20 protein-coding genes are annotated in these 19,415 nt (G+C 71.8%); 13 read left to right on the top strand and 7 right to left on the bottom strand.

The features are described from left to right. Positions 1–96 precede the first annotated feature (96 nt). A complete protein-coding gene (locus ABZ707_RS06010) occupies positions 97–645 on the top strand; it encodes a GNAT family N-acetyltransferase (RefSeq protein ID WP_360168516.1) in 549 nt (182 codons plus the stop codon). A 40-nt stretch (positions 646–685) separates the two neighbouring features. Here the strand turns inward: ABZ707_RS06010 and ABZ707_RS06015 are convergent, their stop codons facing one another. Continuing rightward, positions 686–1,336, bottom strand: coding sequence for a glycerophosphodiester phosphodiesterase family protein (locus tag ABZ707_RS06015; protein WP_360169850.1), 651 nt, complete (start codon positions 1,334–1,336; stop codon positions 686–688). 370 nt (positions 1,337–1,706) lie between these two features. Between ABZ707_RS06015 and ABZ707_RS06020 the strand changes: the two genes are divergently transcribed. From ABZ707_RS06020 to ABZ707_RS06035, 4 genes are all read left to right on the top strand, one after another. Then, on the top strand, positions 1,707–3,092 hold the full coding sequence (locus ABZ707_RS06020) for a DUF6421 family protein (protein WP_360168519.1): 1,386 nt from the start codon (positions 1,707–1,709) through the stop codon (positions 3,090–3,092). Positions 3,093–3,117: 25 nt separating this feature from the next. After that, complete coding sequence (locus tag ABZ707_RS06025; RefSeq protein ID WP_360168522.1) at positions 3,118–3,879, top strand: SDR family NAD(P)-dependent oxidoreductase; 762 nt, start codon at positions 3,118–3,120, stop codon at positions 3,877–3,879. Next, positions 3,876–4,946: a low specificity L-threonine aldolase gene (locus ABZ707_RS06030; protein ID WP_360169853.1), complete on the top strand. Its 1,071-nt coding sequence runs from the start codon at positions 3,876–3,878 to the stop codon at positions 4,944–4,946. Before ABZ707_RS06025 ends, ABZ707_RS06030 begins: the two co-directional genes overlap by 4 nt. 121 nt (positions 4,947–5,067) lie before the next feature. Next, positions 5,068–5,760: a phenylalanine--tRNA ligase beta subunit-related protein gene (locus ABZ707_RS06035; protein WP_360168525.1), complete on the top strand. Its 693-nt coding sequence runs from the start codon at positions 5,068–5,070 to the stop codon at positions 5,758–5,760. Positions 5,761–5,829: 69 nt separating this feature from the next. On the opposite strand, the gene ABZ707_RS06040 is transcribed toward ABZ707_RS06035, so the two are convergent. Together ABZ707_RS06040 and ABZ707_RS06045 are read right to left on the bottom strand one after the other, a co-directional pair. Further along, on the bottom strand, positions 5,830–6,558 hold the full coding sequence (locus ABZ707_RS06040; protein ID WP_360168528.1) for a lysophospholipid acyltransferase family protein: 729 nt from the start codon (positions 6,556–6,558) through the stop codon (positions 5,830–5,832). Between the two features lie 147 nt (positions 6,559–6,705). After that, positions 6,706–7,122, bottom strand: coding sequence for a DUF4395 domain-containing protein (locus ABZ707_RS06045; RefSeq protein ID WP_360168531.1), 417 nt, complete (start codon positions 7,120–7,122; stop codon positions 6,706–6,708). A 75-nt stretch (positions 7,123–7,197) separates the two neighbouring features. Between ABZ707_RS06045 and ABZ707_RS06050 the strand changes: the two genes are divergently transcribed. The 5 genes from ABZ707_RS06050 to ABZ707_RS06070 all read left to right on the top strand — a co-directional run bounded on the left by ABZ707_RS06050 (position 7,198) and on the right by ABZ707_RS06070 (position 11,786). Continuing rightward, positions 7,198–7,617, top strand: a complete 420-nt coding sequence (locus ABZ707_RS06050; RefSeq protein ID WP_360168534.1) for a thioredoxin family protein — start codon at positions 7,198–7,200, stop codon at positions 7,615–7,617. A 170-nt stretch (positions 7,618–7,787) separates the two neighbouring features. Then, a complete protein-coding gene (locus ABZ707_RS06055; protein WP_360168537.1) occupies positions 7,788–8,294 on the top strand; it encodes a flavin reductase family protein in 507 nt (168 codons plus the stop codon). Between the two features lie 199 nt (positions 8,295–8,493). Then, a complete protein-coding gene (locus tag ABZ707_RS06060) occupies positions 8,494–9,279 on the top strand; it encodes an electron transfer flavoprotein subunit beta/FixA family protein (RefSeq protein ID WP_360168540.1) in 786 nt (261 codons plus the stop codon). A gap of 87 nt (positions 9,280–9,366) precedes the next feature. After that, positions 9,367–10,329 carry an electron transfer flavoprotein subunit alpha/FixB family protein gene (locus tag ABZ707_RS06065; protein ID WP_360168543.1) on the top strand — a complete coding sequence of 321 codons (963 nt, stop codon included), beginning with the start codon at positions 9,367–9,369 and terminating at the stop codon, positions 10,327–10,329. A gap of 182 nt (positions 10,330–10,511) precedes the next feature. Then, the gene (locus tag ABZ707_RS06070) at positions 10,512–11,786 is read left to right on the top strand and encodes an aldolase/citrate lyase family protein (RefSeq protein ID WP_360168546.1); all 1,275 of its coding nucleotides are present in this window, start codon (positions 10,512–10,514) and stop codon (positions 11,784–11,786) included. 56 nt (positions 11,787–11,842) lie between these two features. Here ABZ707_RS06070 and ABZ707_RS06075 read toward each other — a convergent pair whose 3' ends face one another. After that, positions 11,843–12,886, bottom strand: a complete 1,044-nt coding sequence (locus tag ABZ707_RS06075; RefSeq protein WP_360168549.1) for a LacI family DNA-binding transcriptional regulator — start codon at positions 12,884–12,886, stop codon at positions 11,843–11,845. 177 nt (positions 12,887–13,063) lie between these two features. On the opposite strand from ABZ707_RS06075, the gene ABZ707_RS06080 reads away from it, so the two are divergent. Continuing rightward, positions 13,064–14,026 (top strand): ROK family protein, encoded by a 963-nt coding sequence (locus ABZ707_RS06080; protein ID WP_360168552.1) that lies wholly within the window; start codon positions 13,064–13,066, stop codon positions 14,024–14,026. Between the two features lie 87 nt (positions 14,027–14,113). On the opposite strand, the gene ABZ707_RS06085 is transcribed toward ABZ707_RS06080, so the two are convergent. Then, positions 14,114–14,557, bottom strand: coding sequence for a hypothetical protein (locus ABZ707_RS06085; RefSeq protein ID WP_360168555.1), 444 nt, complete (start codon positions 14,555–14,557; stop codon positions 14,114–14,116). A gap of 468 nt (positions 14,558–15,025) precedes the next feature. Continuing rightward, positions 15,026–15,199 carry a hypothetical protein gene (locus ABZ707_RS06090; protein ID WP_319682645.1) on the bottom strand — a complete coding sequence of 58 codons (174 nt, stop codon included), beginning with the start codon at positions 15,197–15,199 and terminating at the stop codon, positions 15,026–15,028. Positions 15,200–15,427: 228 nt separating this feature from the next. Here ABZ707_RS06090 and ABZ707_RS06095 point away from each other — a divergent pair, with 228 nt between their 5' ends. Then, on the top strand, positions 15,428–16,465 hold the full coding sequence (locus ABZ707_RS06095) for an NUDIX domain-containing protein (RefSeq protein ID WP_360168558.1): 1,038 nt from the start codon (positions 15,428–15,430) through the stop codon (positions 16,463–16,465). Positions 16,466–16,553: 88 nt separating this feature from the next. Here the strand turns inward: ABZ707_RS06095 and ABZ707_RS06100 are convergent, their stop codons facing one another. Then, on the bottom strand, positions 16,554–17,918 hold the full coding sequence (locus tag ABZ707_RS06100; RefSeq protein ID WP_360168561.1) for a dipeptidase: 1,365 nt from the start codon (positions 17,916–17,918) through the stop codon (positions 16,554–16,556). A gap of 148 nt (positions 17,919–18,066) precedes the next feature. Here ABZ707_RS06100 and ABZ707_RS06105 point away from each other — a divergent pair, with 148 nt between their 5' ends. Next, entirely contained in the window at positions 18,067–19,344 is a 1,278-nt protein-coding gene (locus ABZ707_RS06105) for a geranylgeranyl reductase family protein (RefSeq protein WP_360168564.1), read from the top strand. Positions 19,345–19,415: the final 71 nt, after the last annotated feature.

A 19,415-nucleotide genomic window follows, 5' to 3' on the forward strand; every position in this document is an offset into this window, starting at 1 on the left:
CCGCACCTCGGTGTCCACCGCCCTGTCCGGGCCGGGACGCCCGCGTTAGGCTGCGGGCGTTCCAAGCCACCAGCCAGGATGTGGAGACCGCGCACGATGGACACTGCCTCGCGCCAGACCGGCGAACTCAGCTACCGGGACGCCACGGCGGCCGATGCCGAGGCGCTCGTCGCCCTCATAGAGTCGGCCTACCGGGGGGAGAGCAGCCGTGCGGGGTGGACCACCGAGGCGGACATCCTGGAGGGGCAGCGGACCGACCCGCAGGCGGTGCTCGAAGTGATCCAGTCGCCCGGCAACCGGCTGCTGGCCGTCGAACAGGACGGCGAACTGGTCGCCTGCTGTCATATCGAACACCGCGGTGAGGCCGCCTACTTCGGCATGTTCGCCGTGCTGCCCGCATTGCAGGGCGCGGGCCTCGGGCGGCGCGTCATCGCCGCTGCCGAGCGCATCGCGTGCGAGACCTGGGGCGTCTGCAAGATGCAGATGACCGTGATCACCGCGCGTGAGGACCTGATCGCGTGGTACGAGCGGCGCGGCTACCGCCGTACGGGAAAGCTGCTTCCCTTCCCGTACGGCGACGAGCGCTTCGGCATCCCGCAGCGGGACGACCTGAAGTTCGAGCTGCTGGTCAAACCGCTGGTGTAGGGCCGGCGCGAGCCCCGTCACGCTCTCGCCGCGGCCGGGGTCACGCGGTGGCCCTGCCCGCGCGCCGGATCTCCGGGAAGTCGGTGGTGACCCCGTCGAGCCGGAACGCGCGGGCGAGCTGGAGCTGATCCTCGGTGTTCACCACCCAGCCGATGACCCGCAGGCCCTCGGCGTGTGCCCGCTCGACGACCTCCAGGGTCAGCCTGCGGATGTTCAGCGCCAGCGTGGCGGCGCCCACCGCCGTGGCCCGGTCCACCACGTCCGTGCCCCAGCGGCTCGCGATCAGCACCGTGCGCACGCCGGGCACCAGCGCGCCGATCTCGGCGACCGCCTCGTCGTGGAACGAGGACACCTCGACCCGTCCGGTGAGCCCGCGCGCGTGCATGACCTCGGCCAGCGCGCGCGCCGCCGCCGTGTCCTTGATCTCGGCCTGGAGCGGCGACCGCACGGCGTCCAGTACCTCGTCGAAGACCGGGATCCGCTCGCCCTTGCCCGCGTCGAGCTCCCGCAGCTCCGCCAGGGTCTGCCCGGCGATCGGGCCCGTGCCGTCCGTCGTGCGGTCCACCTCGGTGTCATGCATCACGACGAGCGCGCCGTCCTTGCTCAGATGCAGATCCAGCTCGATGGCGTCCATGCCGGCCCGCTCGGCGTGCGCGAAGGACCGCAGGGTGTTCTCCGGCTCGGCGCCCATCACTCCACGATGACCGATGATCTGGAAACTCAAGATTCGCTCGCTTCCTCCGACGGCGCCTCGCGCGCCGTGCCGCGTCGGCACGGTGACAGCCCGGTAAGCCTTCCGCAAGGTCCGCACCGTCACGCCGTGTCGCGGCGGCATGGCCCGGTCGCGCGGGGGAGAGCCCGAGGACCAGGGGGCGCTTCCGGTGGATGCGTTTGTCCAGTCGCATCATCACAGGAAAAACAGCGGTGACCATGAAGGTGGGCAGGATAATTTGCCATGCCTCCTGTTGTAGAGGAGAACGAGGGGCCTATACGGTGTCTTTACGGCTCGACGGCCCCCCGGCTCGATGGATCGCGCCAAGTTCTTCGGTGGAGGAAGTGACATGACGGAAATTCTTGCGCAGGGCGCCGCTTCAACGGGCATAGCCGGTACCGCCCGGGTGGTCGAGCACCCGGCCTGGCCCGTGCTCAAGCGTGCCGTCGAGGAGATCCGCCCCTGGCAGTCCAAGGACGGCTCGATCGACTTCGACGCCGAGGGCGCCCCGTCCCGCGCCGCCGCCGAGGAGACCGCCGGCCGTGTGATCACCGCCGTGGGACAGCTCTCTCCGCTCCTCCCGCACGACGCCGCGTACCACGCGGCGCTCGCCGCGGACCTCCGCAAGTGGGCCGACGGCGGCTTCGGTGTCCCCGACTTCCTGGACTCGCTGCTCGCCTTCCGGCCCGCCGCGGACCGGGCCGACGGCCGCCAGCATCTCGCCGTCTTCCCCATGTACACGCAGAACGGCAACCCGGACCGCAATCTGGAAGCGGTCGTCCTGCGCATGGTCTGGCCCGAGTGGCTCGCCGAGCTGGAGCGCACGCGCTACGACAATCCCCTCTTCTGCGGCATCACCTTCGAGGACTTCACGGCGGGCTACGACACCAACTCCGCGGTGTTCTTCCCGGAGACCATCTCGGTCCGCGAGGCCCCCGAACGGTTCAGCTGGGGCGGGATCTTCTGTGACCGTGAGGCCGCCCGCTTCCGCCGGGTCACCGACGCGGCCGTCCGGACCCTCGGCGTACGGCTGCCCGACGACATCCGCGAACTGGTCGGGGACCAGGACCGCTGCCAGCAGGCCTTTGTGCTCTGGGACATGGTCCACGACCGCACCCACAGCCATGGCGACCTGCCCTTCGACCCGTTCATGATCAAGCAGCGCCAGCCGTTCTGGATGTACGGACTCGAAGAGCTGCGCTGCGACCTCACCGCGTTCCGCGAGGCCGTCCGGCTGGAGGCCGACGGCGTCACGCAGGGCCGTGACGTCCAGTACGCGGTGCTCTTCGACCGGATGTTCCGCTTCCCGGTCACCGGCGAGCGGGTGCGCAACTACGACGGCCTCGGCGGCCAGCTCCTGTTCGCCTACCTCCACCGGCACGACGTGGTGCGCTGGACGGACAACACGCTGCACATCGACTGGGAGCGCGCCCCGCAGGTCACCAACCAGCTCTGCGCGGAGATCGAGGACCTCTACCGGGCCGGTATCGACCGCCCCAAGCTGGTCCACTGGTTCGCCGCGTACGACCTGGTGTCGACCTATCTCGCACCGCACCCCGGATCGCGCTGGGCCAAGGGCCCCGACGCCCTCGACCTCACCCAGCCGCCTCGTAAACTGGTCGACGACGTGCTCCCGGACGAATTCCCGCTCAGCATGTTCTACGAGGCGCTCGCCAAAAAGCTCAAGGGCGTTGTCGCGTCAACCAAGGGCATCACCGGCCGAGCGGCAGCGTGAACCCGTGCAGCGGGAGGTAGCGGACATGAACGCGAACAGCGGCGAGAACGGCCCGCTCGACGGCGCGGTGGTCGCCGTCGCCGGAGCGGGCGGCCCGGCGGGGCGGGCCGCCGTGCTGCGGCTGGCCGAGGCCGGCGCGACGGTCGTCGCCGCGGACGCGGACGCCGGGCGGCTCGCCGAATCCGTCGACGCCGCCCGACACGCCCACGGCGGGGCCACCGTCACCGGCGACACCGTCGATCTGCTCGACCTCGCGGCCACCCGTGCCTGGGCGGACAGGACCGAGAAGGAGTTCGGCCGGATCGACGGGCTGGTCCATCTCGTCGGCGGCTGGCGCGGCGGCCCGGGCTTCACCGAGACCGGCCTGGCCGACTGGGACGTGCTGGAGAAGCTGCTGATCCGTACGGTCCAGCACACCTCCCTCGCCTTCCACGAAGGACTGCTGCGCGGCGACCGCGGCCGATTCCTGCTGATCAGCGCGGCCGGTGCGACCAAGCCCACCGCGGGCAACGCCGCCTACGCCGCTGCCAAGGCCGCCGCCGAGGCCTGGACGCTGGCGCTCGCCGACGCGTTCCGCGAGGCGGGGGGCGAGGAAGGCCCCCGCGCCGCGGCTGCCATCCTGGTCGTCAAGGCACTGGTGCACGACGCGATGCGCGCCGAGCGCCCGAACGCGAAGTTCGCGGGCTTCACAGACGTCACGGACCTGGCCGAGGCCATCGCCGGAGTCTGGGACCGGCCCGCCAGGGAAGTGAATGGAAACCGCCTGTGGCTGACCCCCGAGCCGTGACGTCCCGTACGACGGACGCGCGCCGGCACCACGACCCCGAGGTACGCGGCTTCGCCAGCGACAATTACGCGGGAGCCCACCCCGAGATCCTCGCGGCGCTCGCGATCGCCAACGGCGGTCATCAGATCTCCTACGGGGAGGACGACTACACCAGTCACCTCCAGCGGATCATGCACAGCCACTTCGGTCCCACGGCGGAGGCGTTCCCCGTCTTCAACGGCACCGGCGCCAATGTCGTGGCCCTCCAGGCGCTGACCGAACGCTGGGGCGCGGTCATCTGCGCCGAGACCGCGCACATCAACAGCGACGAGGGCGGCGCCCCCGAGCGGGTCGGCGGCCTCAAGCTGCTGACCGTCCCCACACCGGACGGCAAACTGACACCCGAGCTGATCGACCGGCAGGCCTACGGCTGGGACGACGAGCACCGGGCCATGCCCCAGGTCGTGTCGATCACCCAGAACACCGAACTGGGCACGGTCTACACACCCGACGAGATCCGGGCCATCTGCCGGCACGCCCACGAGCGGGGCATGAAGGTCCACCTCGACGGCGCCCGGATAGCCAACGCCGCCGCGTCGCTGGACGTCCCGATGCGCACCTTCACCAACGCCGTCGGTGTGGACGTCCTCTCCTACGGAGGCACCAAGAACGGCATGCTCTTCGGCGAGGCCGTCGTCGTCCTCAACCCGGACGCCGTACGGGCCATGAAGCATCTGCGCAAGCTGTCCATGCAACTGGCGTCCAAGATGCGCTTCGTCTCGGTGCAACTGGAGGCGTTGCTGGCGGGCGATCTGTGGCTGCGCAACGCCCGGCACAGCAACGCCATGGCCCAGCGCCTCGCGGAGGGCGTGCGCGCGGTGGACGGCGTGCGGATCCTCCACCCCGTCCAGGCCAACGCCGTCTTCGCGCGGCTCCCGCACGAGGTGGGTGTCCGCCTCCAGAAGCGCTTCCGGTTCTACTTCTGGGACGAACGGGCCGGCGACGTCCGCTGGATGTGCTCGTACGACACGACCGAGGACGACGTCGACGCCTTTGTGCTGGCGCTCAAGGAAGAGATGGCCGCGTAGCCTCGGGCCCACGCACACACAGGTATGCGGCCGGCCCGGCCGTCATCAGGACCGGCCGGCCCGCTCCCTCCCGAGAACGGGGCGCTCCGGGATCGGGGCGGCCCCGAGAACAAGGCAGACGATGACCCTGACGCTCACCGTGTCGGACGAGGTACGCGCCCTCGCACCCGGCTTCACCCATCTCGCCGTCGAGGCCCGGGGCCTGCTGAACGGGCCCAGCAACGCGGGCAGTTCGGCCCTGCTGGACGACGCGGTGCGCCGGCTCGCCGCGCGTCTGGACGGACGCGCGCCGCACGAGGACCCGCACATGGCCGCCTGGCGTGCCGTGTACACCGCCTTCGGCGCCAAGCCGTCCCGTACCCGCAACTCGGCGGAGGCCCTGGCCAAGCGCGCGCTGTCCGACGGGGGACTGCCGCGTATCAACCTGCTCGTCGACATCTACAACGCCATCAGCGTCGCCCGTCTGATCCCCGTCGGCGGCGAGGACACCGACCGGATCGCGGGCGGGATGCGGCTCGTACGGGCCACCGGCGACGAGCCGTTCCCGACCGTCGCCGGGGGCGAGGCGGCCGTGGAACACCCGGAGCCGGGCGAGGTGGTCTGGTGCGACGACGAAGGCGTCACCTGCCGCCGCTGGAACTGGCGCCAGGGCGTGCGCACCCGGCTCACCGGGGAATCGGTGAACGCGGTCTTCCTGCTGGAACGCCTCGCACCCATGACACTCGGCGAACTCGACGCCGCGGGCGCCGAACTCGCCGAGTCGCTGGAGAAACTGAGCCCCGGAGCGCGCGTCACCGTCCGCCCCGCGCGGTAGGCCCCGTCCGGGGCACGGAGCGCGACCGCCGGCCGGCCGTCTGCGGGCACCGGCCGGCGGAGGGACGTTTCAGCCGGTCTCCGCCGCGCGGACCTCGGCCGCCGTGGGAGCGGTGCCTCCGAGATGCGCCGGCACCCACCAGGTGTCGTTCGCGTCCCTGGGACGCACCGGATAGGCGCGCTGCGCCGCCTCCAGCAGCTCCTGCACCCGCTCACGCAGCCGCCGGGTGATCGCGCCCGCGAACTGGTCGGCGGGCGCGTCCAGCCGCTCGCCCACCCGGATGGTCACCGGGATGTGGCTGCGCCTGAAGTTGCGGGGGCGCCCCTTGGTCCACAGCCGCTGGGTGCCCCAGAGGGCCATCGGGATCAACGGCACCCCGGCCTCCTGGGCCAGCCGGGCCGCGCCCGACTTGAAGCTCTTGAGCGTGAACGACGGCGAGATGGTCGCCTCGGGGAAGACCCCGATGATCTCGCCGGACCGCAAGGACTCCAGGGCGTGTGCGTACGCCTGCTCGCCCTGCTTGCGGTCCACCGGGATGTGCTTCATACCGCGCATGAGCGGTCCGGAGATCCTGTGCCGGAAGACCGACTCCTTCGCCATGAAGCGCACCAGGCGCTTCTGGGGAAGGGCCGTGAGTCCCGTGAAGATGAAGTCCAGATAGCTTATGTGGTTGCTCACGAGCACGGCGCCACCGGTGCGCGGGATGTGTTCGGAACCCTGCGTGTCGATCTTCAGGTCCAGCGCCTTGAACATCGTGCGGGCGGCGCCGATGACCGGCCGATAGACGAGCTCTGCCATCTGGTGAGGACCCTTCTGTTCCGGGGAGGGTTCTCCCGTCGGAAGTTACGCAGCCGTAGGTTTTCGGCGTTGCGCCGATGTTGCCCCATACGCGGCCCTGTGGCCAGTCCTGGTCTGCGCGTATGGCGAGATTCTCATCACGTTACGTCAGCGCGCCCCGGCCGTGGCACGCAGGAACAACGGATACAGCTCGCAGCCGAGGCAGTAATTGAAGGCCGCGTTGAGGAAGGCCGCGGCCAGCGCGCAGCCGGTGGCGGCGAGCCCCAGCCAGCCCGGCCCCCACAGATAGCCGGCCAGCCCGGCCAGCGCGAAGACCAGCCCGACGGCCTGGGCGAAGCGCGGCGGAGCCGCCGGCTCGAACTCCACCGCCGGCCCGATGCGCGGGCGTATGGCGGTACGGAAGAGCCAGCCGTACGGCGAACGCCGCACACCCGCCACCGCGCCCACCGCGAAACACAGCGCCTGCCACGCGAGCAGCGCGGCACTGCCGGTGATGAGCACGAGGGCCAGGACGACGCTGGTCACGGCCGCACCGAAGCGCGGACCTCTGATGTCGATGTTCATGGCACCAGCATCTCCCGGCACGGGCCGGCCCCGGCCCCGGAATATTTTGCGGTTCTGTGAACGCTGCACCCGGGGATGACGACTACAGGAGTGGTGGTGTGCGCGGCGGTCCTGGCGGCGGCCGGTGTCTTCGGTCTGCTGCGCCGCCGCGTCGACGGGAGGCTGAAGGTGCGGCGGGACGACGGCGAGAGACGGCTCGGCGTGGCGGAGCTGGGCGCCGAACTCGGTGAACGGGCCACGCTCGTCCAGTTCTCCAGCGCGTTCTGCGCGCCCTGCCGGGCGACCAGGCGCACCCTCGCCGAGGTGGCGGACATGGTCGAAGGCGTCTCCCATGTGGAGCTCGACGCCGAGCAGCGGCTTGAGCTGGTGCGGGAGCTGGGCATCCTCAAGACCCCCACGGTGCTGGTGCTGGACGCGGCGGGCCGTGTTGTGCGCAGAGCGGCGGGCCAGCCGCGCAAGGTGGATGTGATCGCGGCGCTCGGCGAGGCGGTGTGAGACATGCACTTGACTGTTCCCCCGTCGCGTCGTCACTCTGACGAGATGCCTCAGGAACTCCTTCTGCACGGGCGGGCCCATATCGACCTGGCCCGTCACGCGAGCGCGCGCTGTCCCGGTGTCTGAGCGGCCACGGACCTGTACGTTCCCCTCGCGGAAGGACCTCATCGATGACGGCGACGCCCGGTCTCGGCACTCCTGAGCTGGCCTCCGCCGACCTGCTCCGGTCCGTGTTCCGCAAGCACGCGGCAGGTGTCGCGGTGGTCACGGCCCAGGGTGAGCACCCGGTCGGCTTCACCGCCACCTCACTCAACTCGGTCGCGGCCGAACCTCCGCTGATCTCGTTCGGCGTGGGCACCTCGTCGTCGAGCTGGCCGGTCCTCTCCGAGGCCGGCCATGTGGGCGTGCACATACTCGGGGAGCACCAGGAGGAGCTGGCCGCCACCTTCGCGCGCAGCGGCGCGGACCGCTTCGCGCCGCCGACCGCCTGGCGGACCGGACCCGAGGGCGTCCCCGTGCTCGACGGCGTACTGGCCTGGCTGGTCTGCCGTGTCGTCGCCCGTGTCCCGGCCGGCGACCATCGCATCCTGATCGCCCAGGCCGTCGTCGGCGACCCCGCCGGGCCCGGCCGGCCGCTCCTCTACCACCAGGGACGCTTCAACGCTCTGCGCGACTGAGAGTTCCCCTCTTCCGCGTCTGTCCCGCGTTGGCAAGGTCACAGTTCGAAGCGCTTGCTCAGCGGGCACGCTCTGGATGTACTGGCGAGTAATATTTACTCCGGTGCGCCGGTCTTCCGGACCGGAAACCGCCCCGCGGGGCGCCTATGCTGCGTGCATCAAGGCAGCCCAGAAATGACGACGCAGTAGGAGAGCCGGCGTGAGCCTGAGGATCGTTGTCTGTGTGAAGTACGTGCCCGACGCCACCGGCGACCGGCACTTCGCCGATGACCTGACCGTCGACCGGGACGACGTCGACGGCCTGCTGTCGGAGCTCGACGAGTACGCGGTGGAGCAGGCGCTTCAGATCGCCGGTGAGGCGGACGACGCGGAGATCACCGTGCTGACCGTCGGCCCCGAGGACGCCAAGGACGCGCTGCGCAAGGCGCTCTCCATGGGCGCGGACAAGGCCGTCCATGTCGAGGACGACGATCTGCACGGCACCGATGTCCTCGGCACCTCGCTGGTGCTCGCCAAGGCCATCGAGAAGACCGGCTACGACCTGGTGATCTGCGGTATGGCCTCCACCGACGGCACGATGGGCGTGCTGCCCGCGATCCTCGCCGAGCGCCTCGGCGTCCCGCAGGTCACCCTGCTCTCCGAGGTCTCCGTCGAGGACGGCACCGTCAGGGGCCGCCGCGACGGCGACTCCGCGAGCGAGCAGCTCGAGGCTTCCCTGCCGGCCGTCGTCTCCGTGACGGACCAGTCGGGCGAGGCGCGCTACCCGTCCTTCAAGGGCATCATGGCCGCCAAGAAGAAGCCGGTGCAGTCCCTGGACCTGGAGGACCTGGAGATCGACGCCGACGAGGTCGGTCTCGGTGGCTCCTGGACCGCGGTGGACTCGGCCGCGCAGCGCCCGGCCCGTACGGCAGGCACGATCGTCAAGGACGAGGGCGAGGGCGGCAAGCAGCTCGCGGCCTTCCTCGCGGAGCAGAAGTTCATCTGACCCCGCCCGGTGTGCCGGAGGCTCGTCCGAGCCCGGGCCACCGCCCCCACCGCCCCCGGACACTTCGCATTCGCAGGAGACCCACCCATGGCTGAAGTTCTCGTCTATGTCGACCACGTGGACGGTGCCGTCCGCAAGCCCACCCTGGAGCTGCTGACCCTGGCCCGCCGTATCGGCGAGCCGGTCGCCGTCGCGCTCGGCGCCGGCACCGAGGCCACCGCCGCCACGCTCGCCGAGCACGGCGCGGTGAAGGTCCTCACCGCCGACGCCCCCGAGTTCGCCGACTATCTCGTCGTGCCCAAGGTCGACGCGCTGCAGGCCGCCTACGACGCCGTCACACCGGCCGCCGTGCTTCTCCCGTCCTCCGCCGAGGCCAAGGAGATCGCGGCCCGCCTGGCGGTCCGTATCGGCTCCGGCATCATCACCGACGCCGTCGACCTGGAGGCCGGTGACGAGGGCCCGGTCGCCACGCAGTCGGTCTTCGCCGCCGCGTTCACCACCAAGTCCCGTGTTTCCAAGGGCACCCCGGTCATCACCGTGAAGCCGAACTCGGCGCCGGTCGAGGCCGCTCCGGCCGCCGGCACCGTCGAGGCGCTGTCCGTGACCTTCGGTGAGAAGTCCACCGGCACGAAGGTCGTCTCGCGTACCCCCCGCGAGTCGACGGGACGCCCCGAGCTGACCGAGGCCGCGATCGTGGTCTCCGGCGGCCGCGGTGTCAACGGCTCCGAGAACTTCGCGATCATCGAGGCCCTGGCCGACTCGCTCGGCGCCGCCGTCGGCGCCTCGCGCGCGGCGGTCGACGCCGGCTGGTACCCGCACTCCAACCAGGTCGGCCAGACCGGCAAGTCGGTCTCTCCGCAGCTCTACATCGCCTCCGGCATCTCCGGCGCCATCCAGCACCGTGCCGGTATGCAGACGTCCAAGACGATCGTCGCTGTCAACAAGGACTCCGAGGCCCCGATCTTCGACCTGGTCGACTACGGCGTGGTCGGCGACCTGTTTGAGGTCGTCCCGCAGCTCACCGAAGAGGTCAAGGCCCGCAAGGGCTGAGCCGGAGGCCGTACGGGCCCGGGGCCGCGCGGTGGACCACCGCGCGGCCCCGCGCCGTACCCGGCCCGGATCCCGCCGCTCCCGGCCGCCGCGGGGCACCATTGACGCGGATCGAGAGCGCGCATTAGGTTCAACGGATTGTTGATTCCGTAGAGCGGAAAAGGCGAGCGGGAGGCCGGGGCATGGGGCGGCAGGAGAAGGTGGTCACGAGCCTCGCGGGCAGCGTCGTCGAGGCGGTCGGCGCCTCGCTCGCACCGGTCGACGCGGAGCTCGCCCGCCGCTATCCCGGCGATCCCGGTACGCGCCGGCCCGTGCACACCGTCTATGTGCCCGGCGACGACTTCGCCGGGGACACCATCCGTTCCTGGGGCGACCGGGCGCTCGACGCACTGGACGAACACGCCCCGGACGCCGCCTCGTTCGCCCGTGTCCTGGGCCTTCCCGGCGAGCTGGCCGGACCCGTCCACGAGCGTGTCCGGGCCAAGCTGGCGAGTGAGCCCGTCGAGGACCTGCGGATCGACTTCGAGGACGGCTACGGCCCACGGTCCGGCGCCGAGGAGGACGAGGACGCCGCGCGCGCCGCCCGCCTGGTCCACGAGGCGTACGAGAACGGCACCGCCGCCCCGTACACCGGCATCCGGATGAAGTGCCTGGAGGCCGCCGTACGCGACCGGGGCATCAGGACCCTCGACATCTTCCTGAGCGGGCTGATGGCGGCGGGCGGGCTGCCCGCCGGACTGGTCCTGACTCTGCCCAAGGTCACCTATGCCGAACAGGTCACCGCGATGGTGCGGCTGGCCGAGGAGTTCGAGAAGGCGCACGGTCTGGAGCCGGGGCGGATCGGCTTCGAGATCCAGATCGAGACCAGCCAGTCCATCCTCGCCGCGGACGGCACCGCGACCGTGGCCCGGATGATCGACGCGGCCGGGGGGCGGGCCACCGGGCTGCACTACGGCACCTTCGACTACAGCGCCTGTGTCGGCGTCAGCGCCGCCTATCAGTCCAGCGACCATCCGGCCGCCGACTACGCCAAGGCCGTGATGCAGGTCGCCGCCGCCGGGACCGGTGTCCGGGTCTGCGACGGCTCCACCAATGTCCTCCCGGTCGGCACGACCGCCCAGGTCCACGACGCGTGGCGGCTGCACTACGGCCTCACCCGGCGGGCGCTGGCCCGCGCCTACTACCAGGGCTGGGACATGCACCCGGGCCATCTGCCCACGCGTTACGCGGCGGTGTACGCCTTCTACCGCGAGGGTCTGGAGCCGGCCGCGGCCCGGCTGGCCGCGTATGCCGCCAGGGCGGGCGGCGCCGTGCTGGACGAGCCGGCCACCGCGCGGGCGCTCAGCGGTTATCTGCTGCGCGGGCTGGACTGCGGCGCTCTCGACACCGGTGAGGTGACCCGGCTCACCGGCCTGACCCGCGCCGATCTGGAGAGCTTCGCGGTCCCGGGGCGCTGACGGCCCGGGGCGTCCCAGAGCCTGTGGCGAAAGTCTCGCCCGGCCCGCGACGCGCGCTAGCCGTTCGCCGGCGGGGGGATCTCGCCGGAGCCCCGGGCGATCAGCCGCGTCGGCAGCACCACCTGCGCGGTGGGCCCCGCCGCACCGTCGAGGCGCTGGAAGAGCCGCTCCGCGGCCGTACGCCCCAGGGTGGCGGCGTCCTGCGCGATGACCGTGAGACCGGGCTCCAGCAGATCGGCCAGCTCGATGTCGTCGAAGCCGACCAGGGCGACCGGCCGGTCGTGCGCCGCCAGCACCCGTACCGCCGTGACCGTCACACGGTTGTTGCCCGCGAAGATCGCCGTCACCGGCTCGTCGGCGCCGAGCATGGTGACAACGGCCTCGCGCACGCGGTCCGGCGCGGTCGTGCCCAGCGAGACCCAGTCGTCGTCGATGGCGAGACCGGCGTCCGCCATCGCGGTGCGGTAGCCGCGCAGCCGCTCGCTCGCCGTGTGGATCCGGGGCTGGTCGCCGACGAAGCCGATCCTGCGATGGCCGTGCGCGATCAGATGGGCGGTCCCCGAACGGGCACCGCCGAAGCTGTCGGAGAGCACCGCGTCCGCGTCGATCCGTCCGGCGGGGCGGTCCACGAAGACCGTGGCGACGCCCGCCTTGATCTCCGGCTCCAGATAGCGGTGGTCGTCGCCGGCCGGGATCACGATCAGCCCGTCGACCCGGCGCGCGCAGAGCGCGAGAACCAGCTCCTGCTCGCGGTCCGGGTCCTCCGCGCTGGAGCCGTTGATCAGCAGCGCGCCATGGGCGCGGGCCACCTCTTCCACGGCACGGTTCAGCGGACCGTAGAAAGGGTCCGCCAGATCCTCCAGGACCAGTCCGATACTGGCCGTACGTCCCTTGCGCAGAACCCGCGCCGAATCGTTGCGGCGGAAGCCCAGCGCGTCGATGGCCTCCTGCACCCGTCGCTCGGTGTCGGGGGTGACACCCGGTTCTCCGTTGACCACACGGGAAACCGTTTTGAGCCCCACTCCGGCACGCGCGGCCACGTCCTTCATGGTGGGCCGGTTGCCGTAACGGGGCTCGGGGTGGCGGGGGGAGTCGGCCACAGTGCGCTGTCCTGTCGTCGTGCGGGGTGCCACCGGGTTTGCCATCCGGGGCTGTGGCGACGAGCATAGGCCCTGGACAACGTTGTCAGGTGAATAGAGACTGTTCATCGAGGCCACAGGTCCTCTCAGCCGTCCCGCGCCCGCGCGCGTACTTCGTCCCCTGGAGATCCGAGACCGATGCATACCGACCCCGTTGCCGCCCTCGACATCGGCGGCACCAAGATCGCCGGCGCGTTGGTGGACGGCGGCGGCAGGATCCTCGTGCGGGCGCAGCGGCCGACGCCCGCCCGGGAGGACGGCGAGACGGTGATGCGGGCCGTCGGGGAGGTTCTGGCGGATCTGATGGCGTCCCCCCTGTGGGCGTCGGTCGCGGTGCTCGGCATCGGCAGCGCCGGTCCCGTGGACGCCTCCGCCGGTACGGTCAGCCCGGTCAATGTCGCGGGATGGCGGGGTTTCCCCCTGGTGGAACGCGTACGGCGGGCCACCGGCGGGCTGCCGGTGACCCTGGTCGGCGACGGCGTCGCCATGACCGCCGCGGAGCACTGGCAGGGCGCGGCGCGCGGCTACGACAACGCGCTGTGCATGGTCGTCTCCACCGGCGTCGGCGGCGGACTCGTCCTGAACGGGAAGCTCCACCCGGGGCCGACCGGCAACGCCGGGCACATCGGACACATCAGCGTGGACCTGGACGGTGATCTCTGCCCGTGCGGGGCCCGCGGCTGTGTGGAGCGGATCGCCAGCGGCCCCAACATCGCGCGCCGGGCGCTGGAGGGCGGCTGGGTGCCGGGACCGGACGGCGACACCTCGGCCGCCGCGGTGGCCGCCGCCGCCCGGGCCGGCCACCCGGTCGCCATCGCCTCCTTCGACCGGGCCGCGCAGGCGCTGGCCGCCGGGATCGCCGCGACGGCCACACTGGTCGAGATCGGCATCGCGGTGATCGGCGGAGGAGTGGCGAACGCCGGCGAGGTGCTCTTCGCCCCGCTGCGCCGGTCGCTCCGGGACTACGCGACGCTCTCCTTCGTACGGCAGCTCACGGTGGCCCCGGCGCTGACCGGTACCGACGCCGGCCTGGTCGGCGCGGCGGCGGCCGCGGCCTCGCTGGCCGGCCGGGGTGAGGCCGCGGCGACGGTGAGCGGCTGAGCGCGGCCACCGGCCGGGCGGACTGAGCGGCCGGGCCGGGACCCCGTGGTCTCCGGTCCGGCGGCCCGTGCCCCTGGCCGGCCGGGGTCAGCCGGTCGTCTGGCAGGCGGTGCGCCTGCTGCCGCGGAACTTCACACACAGCTCGACGCCCGTTCCCGTGTCCCAGCGCGGCCAGCTGCGGGCGAGCGTTCTGCCCGAGCGGGTCGCCCGGGCCGTGTCGACGTGCTCTCCGTCCCGGAAGAGGAACACCGTACGGAACGCGGCGCGCGGCGGGGGATTGGTCCAGATCCCGGTGACCGCGTTCCGGCCGCCGCTGCCTTCCAGCCGGATACAGATCTGGGGACCGGAGAAGTGGTGGGTGCAGGCGGCGCTGTCGGCCGCGGCGGGAGTGACTCCCAGACAGACGGCGAGGCCGGCCAGTGCGAGGACCAGCGCGGACTGCCGGAAGCGAGTGAGACGGCCCCGGTGACGGCCGCGAGGGCGCCGGGCCTCCTCAACTGGCGCGCCGGGCGCGGCTGCTCGGGCCGGCATGGCTAACACGGGGAAATTTATGGTCATTTCGGACTCCTGGGTCGTCATGGACTCATTGACATGTGCTCGGTTGCTCGGTCGGCGGCCCCGGAGGTGACGCTGTGGGTCGCTCCTGGGCATGCCTGAAACCCGGTCCGGCGTGGGGCCGCGTCCGTTCGGTGGCGGAGCGGCCGGAACTCGGCGCGGTGTACGCGCTCGCGAGAGCGGAGGACCGATGGCGGGCCGGGCGGTTCCCGGCTGGTCCGGCAAAAGGGGAGGCAGGTGTCGGGCCGGTTGTGTCGCGACCGGGTCCCGTCCGGCACCTGGCGCCGTCCGCCCGCGGAGCGGGGCCTGTGGCGGCCGGTGCGGGTGATCGCACGGCGGAGGAGCACCGTCGCTGACGGGCCGGACGTACGCGGCTGATCCGGCGGAACTGGAAGCCTGCCCGCCGGGCGCCGCGTGGGCCGGGCGGGACTTTCACAACACGCCCTAGGGCGAGTCTGTCGCCTGCTGCGGTACGACCACCAGGAACAGGTCCGAGTCGAGATCCATCACCACCTCGGCCGGTGTTCCCTCGTCCCGCCGCGCCCGCGCGAACTCCTCCGCGGGCCAACTGCCGCGCGGTCCTCCCGCGGGAAACTTCTCCAGCACCGTCCGGCGCATTGGGCACCCCCTTGTCACATCAGGTTCCAACGATGTTCCTCGGGGATGTGTTACGGCCCGGTATGGACATCGGTTCGTACATAAGACGCCGCTGTCGGCCTCAAGACGACGTCGAACCGGCCACAGCTCGGCCACAGCGCGGTGCCGGCCGGGCGCTTCTGATCCCGTAAGGGGTTTCCGGGGCAGGGTGTTGCGGGCAGTCCACTGGGGGCTACGGAAGGGGGGACCGTGATCGTCTGGATCAACGGCGCGTTCGGAGCGGGCAAGACCAGTACCGCGCGCGAACTGATCGACCTGATCCCGAACAGCAGCGTCTACGATCCCGAGCTGATCGGCGCCGAACTGGCGCGGCTGCTGCCGCAGAAGCGGCTCGCCGAGGTCAGCGACTACCAGGATCTGCCGATCTGGCGGCGGCTGGTGGTGGACACAGCGGCGGCGCTGCTGGCGGAAATGGGCGGAACGCTCGTCGTCCCCATGACCCTGCTGCGCCAGGAGTACCGCGACGAGATCTTCGGTGGGCTCGCCTCCCGGCGCATTCCGGTCCGGCATGTGCTGCTGGTCACAGACGAAACGATCCTGCGGAAACGGATCGCGACCCGTGAGGCCGTCGAGGGCGACCCGGAGGCGAACGAGCGCTCCCGCCAGTGGTGTTACGAGCACATCGAGCCGTACCGGACCGCGCTGGGCTGGCTCACCGGCGACGCCCATGTGATCGACAACTCCGGTCTCACGGCGCGCGAGACCGCCGTGTCGCTCGCCTCGGCGATACGGACCGGCGCGGCAGGTGTCCGCGAGATCGTGCAGACGCCCGAGCCCACGGCCGAGACCCTGGCGGCCGGAGTGCTGCTCTTCGACGAGCAGGACCGGGTGCTGCTCGTCGACCCCACGTACAAGCCCGGCTGGGAGTTCCCCGGCGGCGTGGTGGAGCCCGGTGAGGCGCCCGCTCGCGCCGGTATGCGCGAGGTCGCCGAGGAGATAGGCATAGAACTCACCGATGTGCCCAGGCTGCTGGTCGTGGACTGGGAGCCGCCCCGGCCGCCGGGATACGGCGGGCTGCGGCTGCTGTTCGACGGCGGCCGGCTGTCCGCCCGGGCCGCGGGGCGGCTGCTGCTGCCGGGACCGGAGCTGCGCGGCTGGCGGTTCGTCGGCGAGGAAGAGGCGGCGGGGCTGCTGCCCGGGGCCCGCTACGAGCGGCTGCGCTGGGCCCTGCGTGCCCGGGAGCGCGGGACGGTACTCAATCTGGAGGACGGTGTGCCGGTCGGCTGAACGGCCCGGCCCCGTCCGTCGGGACCCGCCCGGCTGCCGCAACGAGGCTGCCGGGCGGGGTCCTTGAGCGATGTACCGGCGGGACGGCTCAGCCCTGGTGGGACCGCGCGTAGTTGAGCAGGAAATGGGCCTCGGTGACCGAGAGGCGCTCCAACTCCTCCGGCGAGACGCTCTCGTTCACCGCGTGGATCTGCGCCTCCGGCTCGCTCAGCCCGATCAGCAGGATCTCCGCCTCCGGATAGAGCGCGGCCAGTGTGTTGCAGAACGGGATGGAGCCGCCCTGGCCGGCCGTCTGCATGTCCTCGCCCGGATAACCCACGCGCATCGCCTCGGCCATCGCGGTGTACGCCGGGCTGGAGGTGTCGGCGCGGAACGGCTGGCCCTGGCCGACCTGCTCCACCGTGATCCGCGCGCCCCAGGGCGTGTGCTTCTCGATGTGTGTGCTCAGCAGCCGGGTCGCCTCGACGGCGTCCTGGCCCGGCGGCACCCGCAGACTGACCAGCGCCGCGGCGGTCGCCTGCACGGACGGCGTGGCACCCACCACCGGCGGGCAGTCGATGCCCAGCACGGTGACGGCGGGACGCGCCCAGATCCGGTCCGCGACCGAGCCCCGGCCGATCAGCGCGACCCCGTCGAGCACCTTGGCGTCCTTGCGGAAGTCGGCCTCCGCGTAGTCGAGTCCCGTCCAGTCGGCCTCGGCGGCCAGACCGTCCACGGTGGTGGAACCGTCCTCGGCGCGCAGCGAGTCCAGGATCCTGATGAGAGCGGCGAGCGCGTCGGGCGCCGCACCGCCGAACTGGCCCGAGTGCAGATTGCCCTCCAGGGTGTCGACCCGCACGCGCACCATCGTCATACCGCGCAGGGTGGCCGTCACCGTCGGCAGCCCCACCCGGAAGTTCCCGGTGTCACCGATGACGACGGTGTCGGCGGCCAGCAGCTCCGGATGCGCCTCGGCGTACCGCTCGAGACCGCCGGTGCCCTGTTCCTCCGAACCCTCGACGATCACCTTGACGCTCACCGGCACACCGCCGTTCGCCTTGAGGGCGCGCAGGGCGAGCAGATGCATCAGGAAGCCGCCCTTGCAGTCCGCCGCACCCCGCCCGTACCAGCGGCCGTCCCGCTCGGTCAGTTCGAAGGGCGGCGTCTGCCAGGCGGCCTCGTCCAGCGGCGGCTGTACGTCGTAGTGGGCGTAGAGCAGCACTGTGGGCGCGCCCTCGGGGCCGGGCAGCAGGCCGTACACGGGCTGGGAGCCGTCGGGGGCCTCCAGGACCGCGACATCCTGGAATCCCTCGGCGCGCAGCGCCTCGGCGACCCACGCGGCGGCGGCCTCGCACTCGCTCTTGGGGAACTGCGCCGGATCCGCCACCGACCGGAACGCCACCAGTTCCGTCAGCTCCGCCCGTGCGCGGGGCATCAGGGAAGCCACGGTCTCGGCTATCGCGTTCGCGGTCATGGGCACGCTCCTCGTCGGTGCGACGTTGTCCTGGTGGGTTTACGTCGAAGGCATTGTCGATCCTCCCACAGCGGGGTCGTCCCGGCCGCGCCGTAGGATGCCGTTCGACAACAGGGACCACCGGTCGGATCAGGAGCAGAAGCACATCGTGAGCAGCGAGAACGCAGACGCCGGAAGCGAGCACGACGAGCCGGTGTGGGATGTCGTCGTGGTCGGCGCAGGACCGGCGGGAGCCTCCGCGGCATACGCGGCGGCTGTCGCGGGCCGTCAGGTGCTGCTGCTGGAGAAAGCCGAGTTGCCCCGCTACAAGACCTGCGGGGGCGGAATCATCGGGCCTTCCCGGGACTCGCTGCCTCCCGGCTTCGAGCTACCGCTCAAGGACCGCGTGCACGCGGTGACCTTCTCGCTGAACGGGAAGCTCGCCCGCACCCGCCGCTCCAAGCGCATGCTCTTCGGGCTCATCAACCGCCCGGAGTTCGACGCGAGTCTGGTGGAACACGCGCAGAAGGCGGGCGCCGTGCTCCGTACCGGCGCGACGGTCTCGCGCGTGGAGCAGCACGGTCCCGCCGTGCCCGACCGCCGCACGGTGGCCGTCGTGCTCGCGAACGGCGAGACGGTGCTGGCCCGGGCCGTGGTCGGTGCGGACGGCAGCGCCAGCCGGATAGGCGCCCACGTCGGGGTCAAACTCGACCAGGTGGACCTGGGGCTTGAGTCGGAGATCCCGGTGCCGCCGACGGTGGCGGAGGACTGGGCGGGACGGGTGCTGATCGACTGGGGCCCGCTGCCCGGGAGTTACGGCTGGGTGTTTCCCAAGGGGGACACCCTCACGGTCGGTGTGATCTCGGCGCGCGGCGAGGGCGCGGCGACCAAGCGGTATCTGGAGGACTTCATCGCGCGGCTCGGGCTCGCCGGCTTCGAGCCCTCCGTGTCGTCCGGGCATCTCACACGGTGCCGCAGTGAGGACTCACCGCTGTCGCGGGGCCGGGTGCTGGTGTGCGGGGACGCCGCCGGGCTGCTGGAGCCCTGGACCAGGGAGGGCATCTCCTTCGCCCTGCGGTCCGGGCGGCTCGCGGGGGAGTGGGCGGTACGGATCTCGGAGTCGCACGACGCCGTGGACGCCCGCCGTCAGGCGCTGAACTACGCCTTCGCCATCAAGGCCGGTCTCGGTGTGGAGATGGGCGTCGGCCGGCGGATGCTCGCCATCTTCGAGCGCCGTCCGGCCCTGCTGCACGCCGCGATCACGGGCCTGCGTCCGGCCTGGAACGCGTTCGCGGACATCGCTCGTGGTTCGACCTCGCTGGCCGGTCTGGTCCGGACGCATCCGCTTGTGCGGCGCGCGCTGGACATCCTGGACCGCAAGCAGGCGGCGGCCGGGCCGGCCACGCCGGAGACGGCCGGTGCGGCGGAGGCCGGCACTCAGGAGTAGACGGACAGAGTGCGGTCCGGCAGGCGCGCGGGCCTGCCGGGACGCGTCCCGGCAGGCCCGCGCGCCTGCCG

This window comes from Streptomyces sp. NPDC006923, from assembly GCF_040635655.1.
In the GTDB taxonomy this organism is placed as follows: domain Bacteria; phylum Actinomycetota; class Actinomycetes; order Streptomycetales; family Streptomycetaceae; genus Streptomyces.

What these genes read in the sequence shown, in the direction of transcription:
- ABZ707_RS06070 (WP_360168546.1), top strand. Translation starts at nt 10,512, where the DNA reads ATGGGGCGGCAGGAGAAGGTGGTCACGAGCCTCGCGGGCAGCGTCGTC.
- ABZ707_RS06015 (WP_360169850.1), bottom strand. Translation starts at nt 1,336, where the DNA reads ATGGGCGCCGAGCCGGAGAACACCCTGCGGTCCTTCGCGCACGCCGAG.
- ABZ707_RS06055 (WP_360168537.1), top strand. Translation starts at nt 7,788, where the DNA reads ATGACGGCGACGCCCGGTCTCGGCACTCCTGAGCTGGCCTCCGCCGAC.
- ABZ707_RS06085 (WP_360168555.1), bottom strand. Translation starts at nt 14,557, where the DNA reads ATGCCGGCCCGAGCAGCCGCGCCCGGCGCGCCAGTTGAGGAGGCCCGG.
- ABZ707_RS06090 (WP_319682645.1), bottom strand. Translation starts at nt 15,199, where the DNA reads ATGCGCCGGACGGTGCTGGAGAAGTTTCCCGCGGGAGGACCGCGCGGC.
- ABZ707_RS06010 (WP_360168516.1), top strand. Translation starts at nt 97, where the DNA reads ATGGACACTGCCTCGCGCCAGACCGGCGAACTCAGCTACCGGGACGCC.
- ABZ707_RS06035 (WP_360168525.1), top strand. Translation starts at nt 5,068, where the DNA reads ATGACCCTGACGCTCACCGTGTCGGACGAGGTACGCGCCCTCGCACCC.
- ABZ707_RS06080 (WP_360168552.1), top strand. Translation starts at nt 13,064, where the DNA reads ATGCATACCGACCCCGTTGCCGCCCTCGACATCGGCGGCACCAAGATC.
- ABZ707_RS06045 (WP_360168531.1), bottom strand. Translation starts at nt 7,122, where the DNA reads ATGAACATCGACATCAGAGGTCCGCGCTTCGGTGCGGCCGTGACCAGC.
- ABZ707_RS06025 (WP_360168522.1), top strand. Translation starts at nt 3,118, where the DNA reads ATGAACGCGAACAGCGGCGAGAACGGCCCGCTCGACGGCGCGGTGGTC.
- ABZ707_RS06065 (WP_360168543.1), top strand. Translation starts at nt 9,367, where the DNA reads ATGGCTGAAGTTCTCGTCTATGTCGACCACGTGGACGGTGCCGTCCGC.
- ABZ707_RS06040 (WP_360168528.1), bottom strand. Translation starts at nt 6,558, where the DNA reads ATGGCAGAGCTCGTCTATCGGCCGGTCATCGGCGCCGCCCGCACGATG.
- ABZ707_RS06020 (WP_360168519.1), top strand. Translation starts at nt 1,707, where the DNA reads ATGACGGAAATTCTTGCGCAGGGCGCCGCTTCAACGGGCATAGCCGGT.
- ABZ707_RS06050 (WP_360168534.1), top strand. Translation starts at nt 7,198, where the DNA reads ATGACGACTACAGGAGTGGTGGTGTGCGCGGCGGTCCTGGCGGCGGCC.
- ABZ707_RS06100 (WP_360168561.1), bottom strand. Translation starts at nt 17,918, where the DNA reads ATGACCGCGAACGCGATAGCCGAGACCGTGGCTTCCCTGATGCCCCGC.